The sequence below is a fragment of the Photobacterium galatheae genome (assembly GCF_000695255.1).
Lineage (GTDB): Bacteria > Pseudomonadota > Gammaproteobacteria > Enterobacterales > Vibrionaceae > Photobacterium > Photobacterium galatheae.
On the sequence record NZ_JMIB01000004.1, the window covers coordinates 136,524 to 156,428 of the forward strand.

At 51.3% G+C, this 19,905-nt stretch carries 16 protein-coding genes; 11 read left to right on the plus strand and 5 right to left on the minus strand.

Annotated elements, in window-relative coordinates:
• The first annotated feature begins 35 nt into the window (after positions 1-35).
• The 9 genes from EA58_RS02375 (at position 36) to EA58_RS02415 (ending at position 9,597) form a co-directional block, all read left to right on the plus strand.
• Positions 36-767 (plus strand): heme ABC transporter permease, encoded by a 732-nt coding sequence (locus tag EA58_RS02375; RefSeq protein WP_036748533.1) that lies wholly within the window; start codon positions 36-38, stop codon positions 765-767.
• A 7-nt stretch (positions 768-774) separates the two neighbouring features.
• A complete protein-coding gene (ccmD, locus tag EA58_RS02380) occupies positions 775-981 on the plus strand; it encodes a heme exporter protein CcmD (protein ID WP_036748536.1) in 207 nt (68 codons plus the stop codon).
• Entirely contained in the window at positions 978-1,463 is a 486-nt protein-coding gene (ccmE, locus tag EA58_RS02385; RefSeq protein ID WP_036748538.1) for a cytochrome c maturation protein CcmE, read from the plus strand. The genes ccmD and ccmE overlap by 4 nt, the downstream gene beginning before the upstream one ends.
• The gene (locus EA58_RS02390; protein WP_036748539.1) at positions 1,460-3,457 is read left to right on the plus strand and encodes a heme lyase CcmF/NrfE family subunit; all 1,998 of its coding nucleotides are present in this window, start codon (positions 1,460-1,462) and stop codon (positions 3,455-3,457) included. Before ccmE ends, EA58_RS02390 begins: the two co-directional genes overlap by 4 nt.
• Entirely contained in the window at positions 3,454-4,008 is a 555-nt protein-coding gene (locus EA58_RS02395; protein ID WP_036748541.1) for a DsbE family thiol:disulfide interchange protein, read from the plus strand. The genes EA58_RS02390 and EA58_RS02395 overlap by 4 nt, the downstream gene beginning before the upstream one ends.
• Positions 4,005-4,520 (plus strand): cytochrome c-type biogenesis protein, encoded by a 516-nt coding sequence (locus EA58_RS02400; RefSeq protein ID WP_036748543.1) that lies wholly within the window; start codon positions 4,005-4,007, stop codon positions 4,518-4,520. The genes EA58_RS02395 and EA58_RS02400 overlap by 4 nt, the downstream gene beginning before the upstream one ends.
• Positions 4,517-5,728 carry a c-type cytochrome biogenesis protein CcmI gene (gene ccmI / locus EA58_RS02405; RefSeq protein WP_036748545.1) on the plus strand — a complete coding sequence of 404 codons (1,212 nt, stop codon included), beginning with the start codon at positions 4,517-4,519 and terminating at the stop codon, positions 5,726-5,728. The genes EA58_RS02400 and ccmI overlap by 4 nt, the downstream gene beginning before the upstream one ends.
• 130 nt (positions 5,729-5,858) lie before the next feature.
• Complete coding sequence (locus EA58_RS02410) at positions 5,859-6,665, plus strand: MlaA family lipoprotein (RefSeq protein WP_081819539.1); 807 nt, start codon at positions 5,859-5,861, stop codon at positions 6,663-6,665.
• A 430-nt stretch (positions 6,666-7,095) separates the two neighbouring features.
• Positions 7,096-9,597, plus strand: coding sequence for a glycosyl hydrolase family 18 protein (locus tag EA58_RS02415; protein ID WP_036748551.1), 2,502 nt, complete (start codon positions 7,096-7,098; stop codon positions 9,595-9,597).
• A 114-nt stretch (positions 9,598-9,711) separates the two neighbouring features.
• Here EA58_RS02415 and EA58_RS02420 read toward each other — a convergent pair whose 3' ends face one another.
• From EA58_RS02420 to EA58_RS02430, 3 genes are all read right to left on the minus strand, one after another.
• Entirely contained in the window at positions 9,712-10,977 is a 1,266-nt protein-coding gene (locus EA58_RS02420; protein WP_036748553.1) for an outer membrane protein transport protein, read from the minus strand.
• A 203-nt stretch (positions 10,978-11,180) separates the two neighbouring features.
• The gene (locus tag EA58_RS02425; RefSeq protein ID WP_036748554.1) at positions 11,181-11,894 is read right to left on the minus strand and encodes a DUF3379 domain-containing protein; all 714 of its coding nucleotides are present in this window, start codon (positions 11,892-11,894) and stop codon (positions 11,181-11,183) included.
• Positions 11,881-12,456, minus strand: coding sequence for a sigma-70 family RNA polymerase sigma factor (locus EA58_RS02430; protein WP_036748557.1), 576 nt, complete (start codon positions 12,454-12,456; stop codon positions 11,881-11,883). Before EA58_RS02430 ends, EA58_RS02425 begins: the two co-directional genes overlap by 14 nt.
• A 458-nt stretch (positions 12,457-12,914) precedes the next feature.
• On the opposite strand from EA58_RS02430, the gene fadI reads away from it, so the two are divergent.
• A complete protein-coding gene (gene fadI, locus EA58_RS02440; RefSeq protein WP_036748562.1) occupies positions 12,915-14,225 on the plus strand; it encodes an acetyl-CoA C-acyltransferase FadI in 1,311 nt (436 codons plus the stop codon).
• A gap of 14 nt (positions 14,226-14,239) precedes the next feature.
• Positions 14,240-16,390 carry a fatty acid oxidation complex subunit alpha FadJ gene (fadJ, locus tag EA58_RS02445; protein ID WP_036748876.1) on the plus strand — a complete coding sequence of 717 codons (2,151 nt, stop codon included), beginning with the start codon at positions 14,240-14,242 and terminating at the stop codon, positions 16,388-16,390.
• Positions 16,391-16,484: 94 nt separating this feature from the next.
• Here fadJ and EA58_RS02450 read toward each other — a convergent pair whose 3' ends face one another.
• Positions 16,485-16,790, minus strand: a complete 306-nt coding sequence (locus EA58_RS02450; protein WP_036748566.1) for a hypothetical protein — start codon at positions 16,788-16,790, stop codon at positions 16,485-16,487.
• Positions 16,791-17,070: 280 nt separating this feature from the next.
• A complete protein-coding gene (locus EA58_RS02455; RefSeq protein ID WP_036748569.1) occupies positions 17,071-19,836 on the minus strand; it encodes an insulinase family protein in 2,766 nt (921 codons plus the stop codon).
• Positions 19,837-19,905: the final 69 nt, after the last annotated feature.

The following is a 19,905-nucleotide window of genomic DNA, read 5'->3' on the forward strand; positions in this document are numbered from 1 at the left end:
AGCAATTATTATTATTCATCATAGAGTATTGAAAGATGTGGAAGTGGTTACATCCCTACGCGAAAGCTGAAAACTGCTACCGTTTATGCGGCACCCTACTGCCCTGGTTTGCAGTTTTCTCTTTACTCAGCCTGACGATCGGTTCGATCTGGGGGCTGGCTTTTGCACCTGCCGATTACCAGCAAGGTGACAGTTTCCGAATTATTTACCTGCATGTGCCGGCGGCAATCTGGTCGATGGGCGCTTATCTGTGGATGGCCATTGCCGCTTTTATCGGGCTGGTCTGGCAGATTCGCCTGTCGGATATGGCAGCCGCTGCGATGGCACCGATTGGCGCCGTTTTCACTTTCATTGCCCTGCTGACGGGGGCCATCTGGGGGAAGCCGATGTGGGGCGCCTGGTGGGTCTGGGATGCAAGGCTGACCTCTGAGCTGATTCTGCTGTTTTTATATTTGGGCGTCATTGCGTTGTATAACGCCTTTGATGATCAGAAGAGTGCGGCGAAAGCGGCGGGCATTCTGGCGATTGTGGGGGTGATTAACCTGCCGATTATTCATTACTCAGTGGAGTGGTGGAATACCCTGCACCAGGGCGCAACCATTACCAAGTTTGCGAAGCCATCCATTGACAGCCGGATGCTGTGGCCGTTGCTGCTGAATATTTTAGGTTTTGCCTGCTTCTTTGGTGCCGTGACCATGATTCGTCTGCGGAATGAAATTTTGCTCCGGGAAAGTCATCGTCCCTGGGTACGCCAGCTGATGAAATGAGGTGAGTATGCATTTCGAATCAATTCAAGAATTTTTTGCGATGGGTGGTTATGCCGGTTATGTCTGGGCTGCCTATGGTATTTCTGCTTTATCTCTGCTGATCCTGCTCTGGCGCAGTGTCAGCCAAAGTCGTCATCTGGCTGCTGAAATTAAAAATAAAATTGCCCGCGAGCAACGCATTAAAGCTGCTGAGAAGCTGGAGAATACGCTATGAACCCAAGACGTAAAAGACGCCTGACTGTTGTCGTTGCCCTGCTGGCTGGACTGGGCGTGACGGTTGGCCTGATTCTGTACGCCATGAACCAGAATATGGATTTGTTTTACACGCCGACTGAACTGGTGCAAGGAAAGTCTGATGGGACGAAGCCTGAAGTCGGTCAGCGTCTGCGGATTGGCGGCATGGTGGTGAAAGGTTCGGTGTCCCGTGATCCGAACTCACTGCAGGTGAGTTTCCGGGTGGCAGATGTCGGTCCTGAAGTGACAGTCCGTTATGACGGTATTTTGCCTGACCTGTTCCGGGAAGGGCAGGGCATTGTTGCTCAGGGCGTTCTGGTGGATGCAACAACGGTTGAAGCGCATGAAGTACTGGCGAAGCATGATGAGGAATACATGCCGCCGGAAGTTGCTGAAGCCATGCAGAAGAACCACAAGCCGTTGGAATACACCGACCAACAAAAACAAGGTAGTGTGCAATGATTGCTGAGTTAGGGCAGTTCAGCCTGATCCTGGCGCTGGGGCTCTCGCTCCTGGTCAGCGTTTATCCCTTATACGGTGCCCATCAGGGGAACCCGGTTCTGATGCGTTTGGCCCGGCCCCTGACTTACGGCGTCTTTGTGATGTTGCTGTTGTCATTCGTTTTACTGGCCTGGGCCTTTTACAGCAATGACTTTACGCTGACGTATGTGGCCAGCAACTCCAACAGTAATTTGCCCTGGTATTACCGGATTACCGCAGTGTGGGGCGCGCATGAAGGCTCACTTCTGCTGTGGGTGCTGATTCAGGCAACCTGGGCGGCCGCAGTGGCAACATTCAGTCGCGGTATGCCACAGGAATCTGTAGCACGAGTGCTTGCGGTCATGGGAATGATCTCTGTCGGCTTCTTGCTGTTTATCATTCTGACATCCAATCCTTTCCTGCGCACTTTGCCTTACTTCCCTGTTGATGGGCGCGATCTGAACCCATTGCTTCAGGATCCGGGGCTGATTATTCACCCGCCAATGCTGTATATGGGGTATGTCGGTTTCTCGGTTGCTTTTGCTTTCGCCATTGCTTCGCTGATGACCGGACGCTTGGATACGGCCTGGGCACGCTGGTCGCGTCCGTGGACCATTGCTGCCTGGTCATTTTTGACTCTGGGGATCGCGCTGGGCTCCTGGTGGGCGTATTACGAACTCGGCTGGGGCGGCTGGTGGTTCTGGGATCCGGTTGAAAACGCATCTTTCATGCCATGGCTGGCCGGTACAGCGCTGATGCATTCATTGGCGGTGACAGAGAAACGGGGAACCTTCAAAGCCTGGACAGTACTGCTGGCAATTTCTGCTTTTTCACTGAGCCTGCTCGGCACCTTCCTGGTGCGCTCCGGTGTGCTGGTTTCCGTACATGCGTTTGCTTCTGATCCGGCGCGCGGGATGTTCATTCTGGGCTTCCTGGTTGTGGTGATTGGCGGCTCCTTGTTGCTGTACGCCCTGCGGGGTGCCCAGATCCGTTCTCACGGCAGTTTCAGCCTGTTTTCCCGCGAGAACTTCCTGCTGGCAAACAACCTGCTGCTGGTCACCGGTTTGCTGGTCGTTCTGATTGGTACCCTGCTGCCGTTAGTCCATAAGCAAATCGGACTGGGTTCTGTCTCCATTGGGGTGCCTTTCTTTAATACGCTGTTTACCTGGCTGATGATCCCCTTTGCGTTTTTTCTGGGCATCGGGCCGCTGGTACGCTGGAAGCGCGAGAATTTTGCAAATATCCGCCGTCCGTTGATCATTTCTGCGCTGATCACACTGCCGTTGTCCCTGCTGGTGCTCTGGTTGCGGCCAGATCCGATCCAGCCACTGGCTGTCCTGGGTCTGGTGATGGCATTCTGGATTATCATTTTGCAGGGCTTCGAGCTGTATGAGCGTGCGACACACCGCCATTCTCTGATGGTTGGCTTGGGTAAGCTGGGCCGCAGTCACTGGGCAATGGTACTGGGGCATCTCGGACTGGCAATCACCCTGATTGGGATTACGCTGGTGTCGAATTATGACCTGGAGCGTGATGTGCGCTTGTCGCCGGGGCAGTCTGTGAATGTGGAAGGGTTTGACTTCCGTCTGGCCGGCCTGCGCAATGTAGAAGGACCAAACTATGATGGTTTCATTGGTGACTTTGTGGTCACAGTTGATGGTCAGTTTGTGACTGAACTGCATGCCGAGAAGCGATTCTATACTGTGGCTGGCTCGATGATGACAGAAGCGGCCATCGACAGTGGTGTGACCCGCGACCTGTATGTCGCTCTGGGTGAGCAATTGACTGATGGTGCCTGGGCCGTCCGTATTTATTACAAGCCATTTGTCAATTGGCTGTGGGCTGGGGCTGTTCTGATGGCGCTGGGTGGCGCGATGGCAATCAGTGACAAGCGTTATCGTTTCCGTCAGCGGTTTAAAAAGGCAGAGAAAGCAGAAGAAAATGTTGCTGTATCCCGGGCTGAGGTGAATGGATGAACAAGAAATTACTCTTTATCCCGTTTGTGATTTTTCTCGCGCTGGTGGCTGTGTTTATGGAGCAGTTGACCCGCAACGCAGACGGTGATGATCCCACCCGGCTGGAATCTGTCTTGATCGGAAAGCCTGTTCCCGAGTTTCGTCTGGAAGATTTAGCCGACGCTGGCAAGCTGTATCAGCAAGATATTTTCCAAGGTGAACCGCTGCTGCTGAATGTGTGGGCAACCTGGTGTCCGACCTGTTATGCCGAGCACCAGTACCTCAATCAGCTGGCCAGTCAGGGCGTGAAAATTATCGGCCTGAATTATAAGGATGAACGTCAGAAAGCCATTCGCTGGCTGAACGATTTGGGAAATCCTTATATGCACAGTTTGTTTGACGGTAATGGCATGCTGGGCATGGATCTCGGTGTGTATGGTGCACCGGAGACTTTTCTGATTGATGCCAAAGGGATCATCCGCTATCGCCATGTGGGTGATGTCAACCCGCAAAACTGGGAAAGCACGCTGAAGCCAATCTATGCGCGTCTGCAGGAGGAAGCGAAAGGATGAAACACTGGATTGCAGTGGTTGCACTGAGCATCGCGGGCTGGCTGTCGGTGAGCCTGCCAGCTCAGGCCGCGATTGATGTGTATGAATTCAAATCCCCTGAGCAGGAAGTTGCCTTTCAGGATCTGACGGCAACGCTTCGTTGCCCGAAGTGTCAGAACAACAATATTGCAGACTCGAATGCTGAGCTGGCGAAAGATATGCGTCAGAAGGTGTTTGAATTACTGAATCAGGGAAAATCGAAGCAGGAAATCATTGATTATATGATTGCCCGCTACGGTAACTTCGTGACTTATAACCCACCGATCATGCCTTCAACGCTGATTCTCTGGCTGGGGCCGCTGTGTTTTCTGCTGATTGGGGCCTGTGTACTGGTTTACCGATCCCGCCGTGGGGTCACCGGGACAAAGACGATAGATGCTGAAGAATCGGCTCGTCTGAATGCATTGCTTGAGGAAATCGGGCAACAGGCAGACAAAAACGATCAGGCGGGTGAGAGCAAGGTGAAAAAATGACGTTATTTTGGATTTCCACCCTGATTCTGGTGCTTATTGCACTGGCGTTTCTGATTGTACCGGTATTCGTGGGCAGCAATCAGGATCAGGTCGCCAGCCGTGACGAGCTGAACAAAGCCTTTTTCCGTGATCGTTTGGGCGAGCTTAAAGAAGAAAACAGCGAAGGCTTAATTGCCAGTCCGGATGAAATGGAAGTTGAGCTGCAACAGTCGCTGCTGGACGATGTACCGGCTGAGCAGATTCAGCAGTACACATTGTTTAAACCCTGGTTAATGTTGCCAGGGGTGCTTGTCATTTTGGGTCTGTCTTACGGTCTGTATAGTATCGTCGGCAATCAGCAGAAAGTGGCTACCTGGCAGGAAACGGTTTCAAGGCTGCCTCAGTTGACCCAAAAGTTGATGGTGCAGCATGCTGACCCGCTGACGGATGAGGAAATGGATGCGCTGACTCTGGGCCTACGGACGCGTTTACACGAACGCCCGAATGATGCGACTGGCTGGCTGTTACTCGGCCGGATTGGTATCGCGAACCGGGATATTGAAACTGCTCAGGGCGCGATGAAACGTGCTTTGGATCTGGAGCCCACCGATCCAACGTTACAGCTTGAATATGCCCGGACACTGATGATGGGCGGAGAACCCGGCCAGCTTCAGTTTGCCCGGACGATGCTGAAGCATTTGCTGGAGCGTCACCCGACGAATTTTGAGGCGATGGCGTTGCTGGCATTTGATGCCTTCAGTCAGGGCGATTATCCGGTAGCCATTCAGTTCTGGGAACAGATGAAAAGTTTGCCCGGTATTGGTGATGATCGCCTCAGGATGATTGAAGGGGGGATTGCTCAGGCCAAAAAAGAAATTGAACGTGCGGCTAACCCGAGTCCTGGCGTGACCGTCACGGTGAATCTGGCACCATCCGTGACCCTGCCGGAGCAAGGGATCGTGATTGTGTCTGTTCATACAGCGGATGGTGCGCCGATGCCGCTGGCAGCAAGACGCTTACCACTCTCCCGTTTCCCGCTGACGCTGACCCTGACAGACAGCGACAGTATGATACCGGACCGGTTGATGTCTCAGCAGTCGAAACTGATTGTGCGGGCGAGAATTGACCGGGATGGAAACGTTGCCACCAAAGATGGTGACTGGTTTGGTGAAAGTGGGATTGTCTCCCTGGGGGGCGAAACAAGCATTACAATTCAGTCACAGTTTTAGTGATCTCCTGAAACATACTGGTAGTTCTGAAACAGACTGGATATCATTGTCCAGTCTGTTTTCGTTTGAATAAGTGATTAACACATTGAGTCGAAATCTTTTTTTATCCATCCTGTTGAGCATGTCTTTGATGGGGTGTGCAAGTTCTCCGCCCGATCCTGCACCGGAAAAACTGGCCGGGAATGAATATGGTCTTGATGAGGAAGAACTGGCAGCAGCCGGGTTGACAGTTGAAGAACTGCAGTCGCTGGAAACACCGGAAAGCACAGCTTATGACCCTTTTGAAGGCTTCAACCGTGCAATGTGGACGGTGAATTATGAGTATCTGGATCCTTACTTTCTTCGTCCGGTCTCCTTAGCTTATGTGGATTACGTGCCTTCACCTCTGCGTACTGGCCTGCGAAACTTCCTGTCGAATCTTGAAGAACCAGCCAATATGCTCAACAGCTTTTTGATGCAGAATCCCGAGAAAGCGGTTGATCATTTTAACCGGTTCTGGATTAACTCCATCTTTGGTTTAGGCGGGTTGATTGATATTGCCTCTGCGGCAGACATTTCCCCGCCCGGGCAGCAATCTTTCCCGGATACGCTCGGCTATTACGGTGTTGGCAATGGCCCCTACTTTATGATTCCGGCGTATGGTCCAGTCACCTTACGTGAAGGTGCAGGAGACTGGGTCGATAAACTGTATTTTCCACTCAATCTGCTGACATTCTGGCAAAGTGCCGGGAAGTGGGCGTTGGAAGGGATGGAAAACCGGGCAAAATTGGTGGCTCAGGAGCCGATGCTGAACAACTCTCCGGATCCTTATGTGTTTACACGGGATGCCTATATTCAGTACAAGAATTTCAGGGCTGGTGGAGAGGCGGTGGAGTCTGATCAACCAGTCAATGAAGACTACCTTGATGATTACCTTGATGAAATCGACAGTGAATAGTGTATTGTTTTGATTTTCTGATAAAAGTCAGAGCTATTGATGGCTCTGGCTTTTTTTTTCAAGCCTTCTAGAGTTGTGCGCTCTTATGTTAATTTTTTGTGAATAAAAACATTGTATGTTATTTGAATGACTTGTATGTAATTCAATCCATTTTTAGTTAATCCAATCGTTAATAACTTTCTTATTTTTCTCTCTTTTTTCTTTCATTTGAATAACCTAGCGCTCACTTATTGATTGCTTGCTTTATTTATCACTTTCATCAGTTCATCTTACGTGCGCTTACATTACAGCTGGCAGAAGATCACAAAGCGTAACATTTGTATCATTTTTTTCACTTTCTTTCTTTGAGACATAAAGAAACTCGACTATTTCTTATACAACGTAGCTTGTTGGCTATGTTTTCTTTCTTTTTTAACTCAAGGAACAAGTCATGTCTTTCAATAAGTTGAGTCCTATTGCAGCAGGCATTGCCGCTGTGACATTGTCGTGGGGAGTAATGGCGGCACCGGGCACACCGCAAATCGGCTGGATGGAAACTGATTTCGCGATCATTGAAGTTGATCAGGCGGCCAGTGCTTACAAAAGTCTGGTGACCGTTAAACCTGCTGCTGAAGTCCCAGTGGCCTGGCAGCGTTACTCAGGTGAAACGGCGGATCACTGGAAAGTGAAACTGAATGATCAGGTTGTGTTTGAAACGGCGATTGCTCCAGCGTCCAGCGGTGCGGGTTCAACAACACTTTCAGTCGCCCAGGGTGGCAAGTATGCAATGACCGTTGAACTGTGTAGCGGTACAGGTGCGGCCGAAGTTTGTACCAGCAGTGCGGCAAAGAATATTGTGGTTGCAGATACAGACGGCAGTCACCTGGATCCATTGCCAATGAATGTCGATCCGAATAATGGCAACTACACCACACCTCCCAATACCGTTGTAGGCGCTTACTTTGTTGAGTGGGGTGTTTATGGCCGTAAATTCCCAGTGGATAAAATACCCGCACAAAACCTGACTCACATTCTGTATGGCTTTATTCCAGTCTGTGGCCCGAATGATTCTCTGGGTGAAATTGAAAACGGTAACAGTCTGGCAGCGTTAAAACGCGCTTGTCAGGGCACGCAAGATTTTGAAGTGGTGATTCATGATCCTTGGGCTGCTGTCCAGATGCCTCAGGCTGGCCATAGTTACAGCACGCCTTACAAAGGCACTTATGGTCAGCTGATGGCATTGAAACAGCGTTATCCAGATCTGAAAGTGATTCCTTCTGTCGGGGGCTGGACACTGTCTGATCCATTTTATTCATTCACCGATAAGGCGAAGCGCGATATTTTTGTAGCCAGTGTGAAGAAGTTCCTGAAAACCTGGAAGTTCTTTGACGGTGTTGACATCGACTGGGAATTCCCGGGCGGTAAAGGTGCGAACCCAAATCTGGGTGATCCGGTGAAAGATGGCCCGGCTTACGTTGCGCTGATGCGTGAGCTGCGAGCTATGCTGGATGAACTGGAAACTGAAACAGGCCGTCAGTATGAACTGACGTCAGCCATTGGTGTGGGTTATGACAAGATTGATGTGGTGAACTACGCAGACGCGGTTCAGTACATGGATTATATCTTCGCAATGACCTATGACTTCTTCGGTGGCTGGAATAATGAACCGGGTCATCAAACGGCTCTCTTCTGTGGGACGCATATGTCAGCCGATGTCTGTAACGGTACGGGTGTTGATGAGAATGGTGAACCGCGCAAAGGTCCGGCTTATACAGCATCACACGGTATCGATCGCTTGCTGGGACAAGGCGTGCCAGCGAATAAACTGGTTCTGGGTGCAGCGATGTATGCGCGCGGCTGGACTGGCGTGACGGAAGCAAGCATGACCGATCCGTCGAATCCAATGACAGGGAAAGGGACAGGTCCGGTTCCTGGCTCCTGGGAAGCCGGTGTCATTGACTATAAAGATGTTGTGAAGAACTACATCAACAACGCGGCTGTTGTGAAAGGTTATGATGAACAGGCTGAAGGCCCATGGGCTTATGATCCAAGCAACGGTAACCTGATCACTTACGACAACCCACGCTCGATTCTGGCGAAAGGTCAGTATGTTCGTAATCTGGGACTGGGCGGTATGTTTGCCTGGGAAATCGATGCAGACAACGGTGACATCCTGAATGCGATGCAGGAATCTCTGGCTGGCGGTGGCGGTAACTATGCGCCAATCGCGAATGCCGGTGCGGATCAACTGGTGAATGGTGCAGCCACTGTGACACTGGATGGTTCTGCATCAAGCGATCGCGATGGCCAGATTGTCAGCTATCTGTGGACTCAGAACAGCGGTCCGGCTCTGACTTTGACGGGGGCTGATACCGCAAAAGCCACAGTTACTGTGCCGGCCGTGACTGCAGACACGCAGTATGTGTTTACACTGACTGTGGCTGATGACAAAGGTGACACAGCGACCGACACCGTGACTGTCAGTGCCAAAGCACCGGGTTCAAATACTGCACCTGTTGTGACTGTATCAGGCCCAACGTCTGTGAATGCGGGTGAGGCTGTTGTACTGGATGCTTCTCAGTCGACAGATGCCGATGGTGACACTCTGACTTTTGACTGGACAGTGCCAGCCGGCGTGAACGCAACAGTCAATGGTGCGACCGTGAGCTTCACTGCTGCCAGTTATACGGTTGATACAGCACTGAACTTTATTGTTGCAGTCTCTGACGGGACGGACACAGTGACTCAGTCTGTGACTGTCACGGTTCTGAAAGATGGTGGTTCAACCGGTTGTACCAATGTCTGGAGTAACGCTGGTGTGTATAACGCTGGTGAGATCGTGACGCACGCCGGGAAGTCCTGGAAAGCGAAATGGTGGACGACTGGCGAAGAACCGGGAACGACGGGTCAGTGGGGCGTCTGGGAAGATCTGGGTGCAGCAAACTGCCAGTAATGACTGAAATCAGAAAGCAAATTTGAATTCAGTGATAAAGAGAAAGCCGCTCAAGTTGAGCGGCTTTCTTATGCGTTTCAGCAGTCGTTTTTGTCTTGCTGTTCTTTTCAGCTTTTAGAAAGAACGACTGTACTGGACACCATACAGCAGGGCATCAGCACGGGTTGTCGCTGTAACCTGAGAAAGTGAGGTGCTTTCAGTTGCCTGGATATCTTTACCCATCAGGTAAGTCAGACCGAAGTCCAGTGTTGACTTACTGTCCAGATTGTAACTGAAGCCACCTGAGAACCACTGACGGTCTGAATCCGGTACAGAAATAGAGGTTTTCTTATCCTGAGCACTGGTGTCATACATGTAACCGGCACGCAGCGTCCAGTCAGAATTCAGGGTGTAGGTACCACCAACCGCGTAGTGCCAGCCGTCCTGCCACTGATATTCATTCAGGACCAGGCCTTTGTTAGTCTTCAGTACATCGAAGCTGCTCCACTCGATCCACTGGACACTATAGTGAACCGCAAACTGGTTGTTCAGTTGGTGGAAACCAGAGAATTCAACCATATCCGGCAGTGGCATCAGCAGTTTCTGATTGCTCTGTTTGCCGCCAGCTTGCTGGGCATAAATATCGCCTTCAGCTTCCAGCTCTGGGCTGTAGTGATATGACAGACCGAAACGGTTAGCGTCATTCAGTTCATAAACAGTACCCAGGTTGAAACCAACCGCAGTACCATCGACATCGACATCAACCAGTGGTCCTTGAACCCCGCCAGTTTGCATTTCGATCAATTTTTCGAGCGTTTGGTTAGAACGCTGCAGTTCGCCCTGACCGTAGATGATGTCCAGGCCGCCGCCAATGCTCCATTGCGGGTTCAGGCGGTATGCTGCATTCAGGGTCAGGTTCAGGCTTTTCACATCGGTCAGGCCACCAAATTCGTTTGCAGCATAGCTGCTGCTGAACTCAGTTTTGGTGCCGAAGTTTGAGTAGATGCCCACACCCAGTGCCAGTTGATCATTTACTGGATGGACATAATACAGGTTCGGAACGTAAGAAGTGCCACCGATTTGCTCATTCTCAAGACTTGTTGTCGTCACTGAACTTGTGAGTGGATTCTGGAACGTGTAATTTGCGTTTTTGACCTTAATGTCCGTATCGATGACATTCAGACCCAGTGAGATAGCTGGCGCATTAAACAGGGTCATGGCCGCGGCATTCCGGGACATCACGGATGCATTGTCGGCAATCACGGCATCACCGGCAAAAGCTCGGCCAAGTCCGGTTGCAGATTGTGAGTTTAACTGGAAGCCAGCAGCCAATGACTGCTGAGATGCCAAAGCGATGGCCGTTGCCATCATGGTTTTTGTAAACAGACGCTTCTTGTACATTTATTTTTATCCTGATCTTTTTTTCGGCTGATACATGATTTATCAGCAAGCAGCCGATTCTAGAAGCAGGTAAAAAAACATCAAATCAGACCAGTCTATAAGTTACTGTTTTATCACTATTGAATGTGACTGTTTGATGAAAAGATAGGCATTTTTTGCGGTGGCTGGATAAAATAGCCACCGCAGATTCAGAGAGCGCTGGTTCAGATATTGGTCCATTGCAGCGAATCTTTGAGTTTCTCTGCAATTGGCATCACGTTTTCACCTTTGTTCCCCACCACAATCAAGCTGGCGTCTTTGGAAGGAATGACGACGCCACGCATGTTTTTATCTTCAAAGTTTTCCATGGCGTGGCTGGGTTTTGGCACGACAAAGACGGTGATTTTACCGTTTTGTCCTTCCATCACCATGTGCAGCGCACCGCTACCGTCAAAACCACAGTGGTTCAGATAATAGACGTGGGAAGGTAACGCACTGAATTTTGGACCAAAAGGTTTTAGTTTGGCGTTGACCTGTTTCAGAGAAACCCCTTCATCAATCTGGTCGACAAACGGTGCTTCGTTATAAATATGATTCAGGGCAATTTGCCCGATATCCTGTGATGAGGCTGGCGCGAAGACGTCATTGAACTGACCGATGAGCAAACCACACAGGAAGGCGACTGAAGCCGCAATCGCCAGATGCCGGCGAACCTTTTTCTCGGCCTGATAACCCTGGCCTGACTGACGGAACAGAATGCGATCAGCCAGATCTTCCGGCACATCCACTTTCATGGCTGCGGCGAGCTTTGTATCAAGTTGTTGTAACTCGTCATGAAGCTTGCGGTTGGCAATCGACGAATTTTTCGCCGCACACATTTCCGGGCTGTGGTCACTGGGGTCAGCCAGAATTCTGCGACGAAATTCAAGATCGTCCATTTTGTTGTCCCCTCCGCTCTGTTTGTTTCTCTAAAGAATCTTTTAACTGATTTCTGGCCCTGAACAGTCGGGTCATCACGGTATTTCTGTTCAGGCCAAGGATATTAGCAATTTCATCACCGTTGAATCCAGCCATGACTTGCAGAACAAGCGGCTCACGGTACTCCGGTGAGAGTTGCTGAATTAAATGCTGTAACTGGCTCATCTCTGAGTCGCCATAACTGCTTGTGTCGGTGTCCTGAGCTGGAATCGCATGATCGTCAATATCGACCAAATCGAGCTGTTTCCGTTCAAAACGCCGGGCATTCTCCCGTCGCAGAATCGTAATCAGCCACGCCTTGGCCGCACTGTCGTCATTGAGACTATCTAGTGAACGCCATGCGCGCAGACAAGTTTCCTGGACCAGATCTTCAGCAATATGAGGATCGTGGCATAACCAGTAGGCATACCTGTACAGGTCTTTGTGCCAGGCCCTGACCAGGGCTTCGTAACGTTTTTGTTTATTCATGTCTACAGAGACCGAGGCATCTGCATTTTTCTTACGAAAAAATTGCTTCATCATGATGTTGCCTATTCGTAACCCTTAGCCATGTGGACCCTTCGTCGTCGAAAGTTAGGAAAATTTAAGTCATTCATTGTTGTGTTATTGATTTTCCTCAATATCCGTCAGTCTGTATCCGTTATAGTGATTCTGTTATCGGATGGTTTATCGGTAACGTCCTTTACGGACTGAGTATACCCTTCAACGACTTGCGACGGGGTTCGCTGGTAGATCAATTGGAAATACTGGCATTTACTCTTCGCCTTTTTATTGAGTCTTGCACAAACGGCTGACATTGTGAGTTTAATAACCATACCATAGCGGTGTGGTTTTTTTTTATGCCTCTCTGATTCCCTTTATTTTTGATTGTTTTTGACGCCTCTCAACTTTTTAAACATTCATTTGAATTAAATAACAATACCGTTACAATCGGTGTGGTCTGACCTCTAGTTTGTCTTACATAATGATAAGGAGTCGCGATGACACGTCGCCAGAATCTCACTACTCAACAGGGTGAGCGCATTGCTGTTGTTACAGGACTGCGTACCCCTTTTGCTCGCCAGGCGACTGCCTTTAATGGTGTCCCCGCTCTGGATATGGGCAAAATGGTGGTCAATGAAATGCTGCAAAAAATTGACTTTGACCCGGCATTGATTGAGCAGGTGGTCTTTGGCCAGGTGGTTCAAATGCCGGAAGCACCGAATATTGCCCGTGAAATTGTGCTGGGCACCGGGATGAACATTCACACGGATGCCTACAGTGTGACTCGTGCCTGTGCGACCAGCTTCCAGGCGGCGGCCAATGTGGCTGAAAGTATTCTTTCGGGGACGATTGATATCGGGATTGCGGGTGGTGGTGATTCTTCGTCGGTCTTGCCAATCGGCGTGTCGAAAAAACTGGCCGCGACTTTACTGGCCCTGAGTAAAGCAAAGACGATGGGCAAAAAAATGGGCTTGCTGAGTAAGCTCAGCCTCAAAGATTTGATGCCTGTGCCCCCAGCCGTTGCTGAATATTCGACGGGTCTGAGCATGGGTCAGACGGCAGAGCAGATGGCGAAAACCCACGGGATCAGCCGTGAGGAACAGGATGCGCTGGCACACCGGTCGCATACACTGGCCGCGCAGGCATGGCGTGATGGCCTGATCCAGGACGAAGTGATCACCGCTTTCCCAGAACCTTATCGCCAGTGGATCAATCAAGATAACAACATCCGTGAAGATTCTACGGTCGAAGGTTATGCCAAACTTCGTCCGGCTTTCGACCGCAAGTTTGGTTCTGTCACTGCCGCGAATAGTACCCCACTGACAGACGGTGCGGCAGCCATACTGCTGATGCGTGAAGGCCGTGCAAAAGCGCTGGGTCTGAAACCTCTGGGCTATATCCGCTCTTATGCATTTTCAGCGATTGGCGTTGAGCAGGACATGCTTATGGGACCATCGTATGCGACGCCACTGGCGCTGGATCGCGCCGGACTGACGTTGTCTGATCTGACGCTGATTGATATGCACGAAGCATTCGCGGCACAGACCCTGGCCAACGTGAAAATGTTTGCCTCGACGAAATTTGCGCAGGAAAAACTGGGTCGCAGCGAAGCCATCGGTGAAATCGACATGGACAAGTTCAATGTTCTGGGCGGCTCGATTGCTTACGGCCACCCATTTGCAGCCACTGGCGCCCGGATGATCACGCAAACCCTGCGTGAACTGCAGCGTCGTGGGGGTGGTTTTGCACTGAACACCGCCTGTGCGGCTGGCGGTCTGGGTGCGGCGATGATCCTGGAGGCTGAATAATGACGGATGTAACCATGACTGAACAAGATAATGCACAGCGTGCACCGGAAGCACAAGCGTCTGCCTTTCGTCTGAGCTATGGCGAGAACGGCATTGCCTGGCTGACGATTGATGTCCCGGATGAGAAGATGAATACCCTTCAGGCTGCGTTTGCCGAGCAGGTTGGCGCTGTTCTGGATGAGCTGGAAAGCAAGAAAGCAGACATCAAAGGTCTGGTCGTGCATTCGGGTAAGCCGGATAACTTCGTCGCTGGGGCAGATATTCGTATGCTGGCGGCTTGCACGACGGCAAAAGAAGCCGAGCAGCTGGCCTTGCAGGGACAGCAGATGTTCCAGCGGATTGAAGACTTACCGTTTCATGTTGTCGCGGCGATTCACGGCCCTTGTCTGGGCGGTGGTCTGGAGCTGGCGCTGGCGTGTCACAGCCGGGTCTGTACCGATGCCGGTGCGACGAAGCTGGGCCTGCCGGAAGTGCAGCTTGGCCTGCTGCCTGGCTCTGGTGGCACGCAGCGTTTGCCGCGTCTGATTGGTGTTGCAAACTCACTGGATCTGATCCTGACCGGTAAGCAGCTTCGTGCGAAAAAAGCGAAGAAGCTGGGTGTGGTGGATGAGTGCGTTCCGGAAAGCATCCTGCTGAAAGTGGCAGAAACACTGGCCCTGAAAGGGAAACCGACCCGTAAACACAGCTTCCAGGACTGGGCGATGGGGGGCAACCCGGTTGGTCGCTCTCTGGTGTTTGATCAGGCTCGGAAGAAGACTCGCGAGAAAACCCGCGGTAATTATCCGGCTGTGGATGCGATTCTGGATGTCATTAAATATGGTCTTCAGCACGGCGTGGCAAAAGGCCTGAAGGAAGAAGCGCGTCGTTTTGGTGATCTGGTGATGAGCCCAGAGTCAGCCGCACTGCGCAGTATTTTCTTTGCGACGACGGCCATGAAGAAAGAAACCGGTGCAGGGGATGACGTGCAGCCCGCAGACGTGAATCGTGTCGCGGTGCTGGGCGGCGGCCTGATGGGCGGTGGTATCAGCCATGTATCGGCCACGAAAGCCGGTTTGCCAGTGAAAGTGAAGGATATTTCGAACGACGGGATCCTGAATGCGCTGGCCTATAACCACAAGCTGCTGGAGAAGAAACGCAAACGTAAAATCATCAGTAAAGCTGAATTGCAAAAACAGATGCTGATGATCAACGGTGGTGTGGATTATCAGGGTTTTGACAAGGTTGATGTGGTGATTGAGGCCGTGTTTGAAGATCTCAGCCTGAAACATCAGATGGTGAAAGAGGTCGAGGCGAACGCTAAGCCGGATACGATTTTTGCAACCAACACGTCATCGCTGCCGATCAACCAGATTGCTTCGGCTGCGACGCGTCCGGAGCTGGTGGTTGGCCTGCATTATTTCAGCCCGGTTGAAAAAATGCCGCTGGTAGAAGTGATCCCACATGAGGGCACCGCGCCGGAAACCGTAGCCACGGTTGTGAAACTGGCGAAGAAGCAAGGTAAAACACCGATTGTGGTCGCCGATAAGGCCGGTTTCTATGTGAACCGTATTCTGGCACCTTACATGAATGAAGCGGCGCTGGCGCTGCTGAGTGGCGAACCGGTTGAGCACATTGACAGTGCGCTGCTGGACTTCGGTTTCCCGGTGGGCCCGATTACGCTGCTGGATGAAGTCGGTGTCGATGTCGGTGCTAAGATCAGCCCGATTCTGGAAAAAGAGCTGGGGGATCGTTTCAAGAGCCCGGATGTATTCGATATTCTGCTGAAGGATGGCCGGAAGGGGCGTAAGTCTGGCAAAGGTTTCTACCTGTATCACGGGAAGAAAAAAGGCGTCGATAAGAGCATTTATAAACTGCTGAACCTGAATCCGGCGCGGAAAGCCAGCGGCCACGACATTGCGATTCGCTGTACGCTGATGATGCTGAATGAAGCGGCTCGCTGTCTGGATGAGGGCGTGGTTCACAGTGCCCGTGACGGCGATATCGGTGCGATCTTTGGCATTGGTTTTCCACCGTTCCAGGGCGGCCCGTTCCGCTATATGGATCAGCTGGGGGCGAAGCGTGTTGTTGAGCTGCTGAATGAGCACGTGCACAAATACGGTGATCGTTTCCGTCCTTGTGAGCGACTGCTGGAAATGGTGAAGAACGACCAGCGTTTTTACGATTAAATCGTCAGAAACTCATAAATCAAAGGCCTGCAGTTGCAGGCCTTTGTCGTTAGAGGGAGATGGAACATGACGGAAATGTCAGAGAAAACAGAATCTAAACAGTTTTGTGGTGCTTGAAACCTTGCTGCATGGTGGCATTCAGACGAAAACGGCGATAGAGAATTCGGGGTCTGATCAGATGAAGCAGCAGAATCACGGAACCCGCGACCATTAAAGGGTTGAATCCAATCCAGAGCAGGAAGCTCAGGCTACATAAGGCAATCCCGGTCAGCAGGTACAGCATCCCGTCAAACTGGCGGGGATGAATGGCTTGCATACAGGTACGGCAGAAAAGCCGGCTGTGAATACTCTGATTTTTCGCCGTAATTTTTTCACGGCAGATCGAACAGGCGTGTGACATATCAGTTCCTGAACATTGTCTTGAGAAAATGTGCTTATTCGACCTCATGGCTTCTTGTGTCAAACCAGACACAGACTGCCAGCCAGAGGGGATATATTTTGATTTCTTAATTTAGTTAATCGACTGAAACCAAAGAAAAATTAGCGGAAATTATAAAAGTGTAACCGCGGTTCCATTTTTCGGGGGAATGGTGTGCGATAACGGCATATCCTCTGAGCCGGTGGCTCAGAGGCATGTATCAGAAGTATGGCAACGTCAGGGAAAGCACAAGCTGTCAGAACTAGCAGGCTGTTTGCTGAAATAAGGAGACGGAAGTGATGGGTTCACCGGTTTCCAGTGGGGTCAGATTTCTGTGGGCATCCCCCTGAGCGTAAGCGATGAGCCGGTTGGCTGTCCGGGGTTTAATGGCTTCGACCATAAAACGCACCAGCTCGGCTCGGCTCAAGGTCGCCATTTCTGCAGCAATTTTCTGGCGCTGGTCGAAATGGTCGTCTTTGTGGCCGATACTGACCCAGTAACGTTGCGCTCGGGCGCGCAGGTTGGTATCCGGTTCAGATAACTGAGCAATCAGGCCCTGTTTGCTGGCCTGCCACTGGCTTTCGTTCAGTTCCAGCAGAACCAACGCAAAGGCATTGGTAAATTCGTCAATGGCTTCCAGCAATTGCAACGGTCCGGCCACCGGCGACTGGATATAGAGTAACAGGCCGGGATAACGGTTGAGGGGCAGGTTCGCTGTACCCACCATATACCCCAACTGCTGTTCGGTGCGCAGCTCGTGGAAGAAAGTGGTCGACATCAGGTGATTGGCCAGCGTAAAGATGGCGATTTCCCGGGGCGACTGTTCCCGGGACTGATGATAAATCAGGATGGCAGAATCGGCATGGCCACAATCGACTTCGAACCGTAGTGTGCCGCTTTCCCCCAAATGTACCAGCGGGCGTTGTGCTTCGCCGTATAGCTGATCGGTGACCCGGAAGGCATCTTTCAGAACTTCTGCCAGTGCTAACGCCTCATCTTTGCGCCAGTCCCCATAAACAAAAGCATCGATATGCAGTTCGGCAAACATGGCATCCACAAAATCCGGCAGTTCAGATATTTCGACGGTTTCCAGTTCCTGAATCAGGGCCGGGTAGGGTGGATTATTGGGTTGCAGCAGACCCGTCAGTTGATTAAACAACTGGGAGATGGGTTTATCTTCTGCGGCATTGCGCCAGTTGCGCAGCATTTGCGCTTTAATACTGGCGAACCGCTCTTGTTTAAAGGTTCGGCCGGAGAATTTTTCCAGCAGCAGTTTGAGCAGCAGGGGTTGTTTCTCACTAAAGCCAGACAACTGTAATGTCACCCCACCCTGATGGGCATAGAGGTTATAAGCCATGCCTGCAACCTCGGCCGGATAAGCGGCTTCGTTGCAGGATTCCATCAGCATTTCAACGCAGAGTCGGGTTTTGACGATGTTCCGGACTGAACTGACGGCATGCGGACTATCAATGGCCACATAGACCTGACCTTTGGGCACCCGAAACTCATGTTCCTGTTTGTACCACAGGCGAAAGCCGGGCAAATCCTGAATGAGCTGCGGGATATCATCTCGCTGGCAGGTCAGTGGGTGGGGATCCAGCCGTTCACACAGATACGGATTGGGTTCCGGCAGGGTGAGGGCAGGATGAACGCCCGGAGCAGACCATGCCTGTAACTGGGCTTCTGTGAAAGGTTTGACCGAATAAGGCGTGTGATACCAGTCGGCGACCCGGTCGTGTGCCTGGCCTTTGGCAACCAGCGTCAGACGCAGGTTGTCCGGGCGCAGCATCGCCAGAACTTCTTTAAGCAGTGGTTCGTCGTAGTGGCTCATCATGTAATCGCCATAGACGATATCTTCCGGTGCATAGTGCATCAGATTCATGACCAGATAGCTGACAGTATCCAGTGGCCGGCTTTTTTCCTGATAACGGAAGGCTTGCTCCAGCACAGCGCGTTTTTCACGATAGCGCCATTCGGCCAGCCCCTGTTCGGCAATCAGGTGAATGTACTGAAAAATGGTGGTCACAATGTGATCGGTCTGCTCCAGTCCTTTTGGGGTCAGGTTCAGGCCAATTGTAAACTCACGGAAATTACTGCCGCTGATACCGCCACCGGCCGCCAGGGTATTGATCAATCCTTCGCTTTTCAGCAGCGACATCAGACTGCCGGTGCCTTCATTCCCCAATAAATGAGCCAGATAAGACAAAGGCTTGCTGCGGTAATGGATTTCCATGGCCGGCAGGGAAAACGACAGCGTGAGTTTGCGGACTTCTTTGATCGGCTCAATGGCAATAAAACGGGCGTTTTCCCTGTCTGTTACCAGAGGGACAGCAATGGCCGGTTTTTCTTTGCCGACATTCGGGATCGCGCCAAAAAACTGTTCGGCAAATGTCTGCAGTTCGTCGAGCGATTGTGGGCCAAGCAGCACCAGCCCCATCAGATTGGCGGAGTAGTGCTGTTTGTAGAAGGCGATTAGTTCGTCGCGGACTGGCAGATCCGGACGGTCTTCCAGCGTACTGAGATCTCCGACGGAAAATTTGGCAAAGGGGTGCTCCGGATTGATGGTTTCCTTATGCACCTGATACAGACGACGGACATCGTCTTTCAGCTTCAGTTTGTATTCGGAATCCACGGCCTGCCGTTCTTTGTCGACGGAATCGGCATTAAACAGCGGCGCGGTAAAAAATTGTCCGAACCGTTCCAGCCCGGCTGCAAATGCGGGCGGAACGATTTCGAAGAAATAGGTCGTGTTTTCGGTACCCGTCCAGGCATTGTTACTGCCACCGTACTGGTTCACAAAGGATTGAAATTCACCGGGATGAGGGAATTTCTCGGTGCCGAGAAACAGCATGTGTTCCAGAAAGTGGGCCATCCCCTGACGATCCAGCGGATCATCGAAATGGCCGATGCCGACCGACAGTGCCGCTGCCGACCTCGGTGCTGCCTGATCATGGACCAGTAACACCCTGAGTTGGTTATCCAGGGTCAGATAGCGGTACTCTTTGGGATCGTTCGGACTCTTGAACACAGGAAGCGCCTATTTTTACAGGGAATTAGGCTAATTATGACGCCCAATAATGACACTGGCAAATTCTGT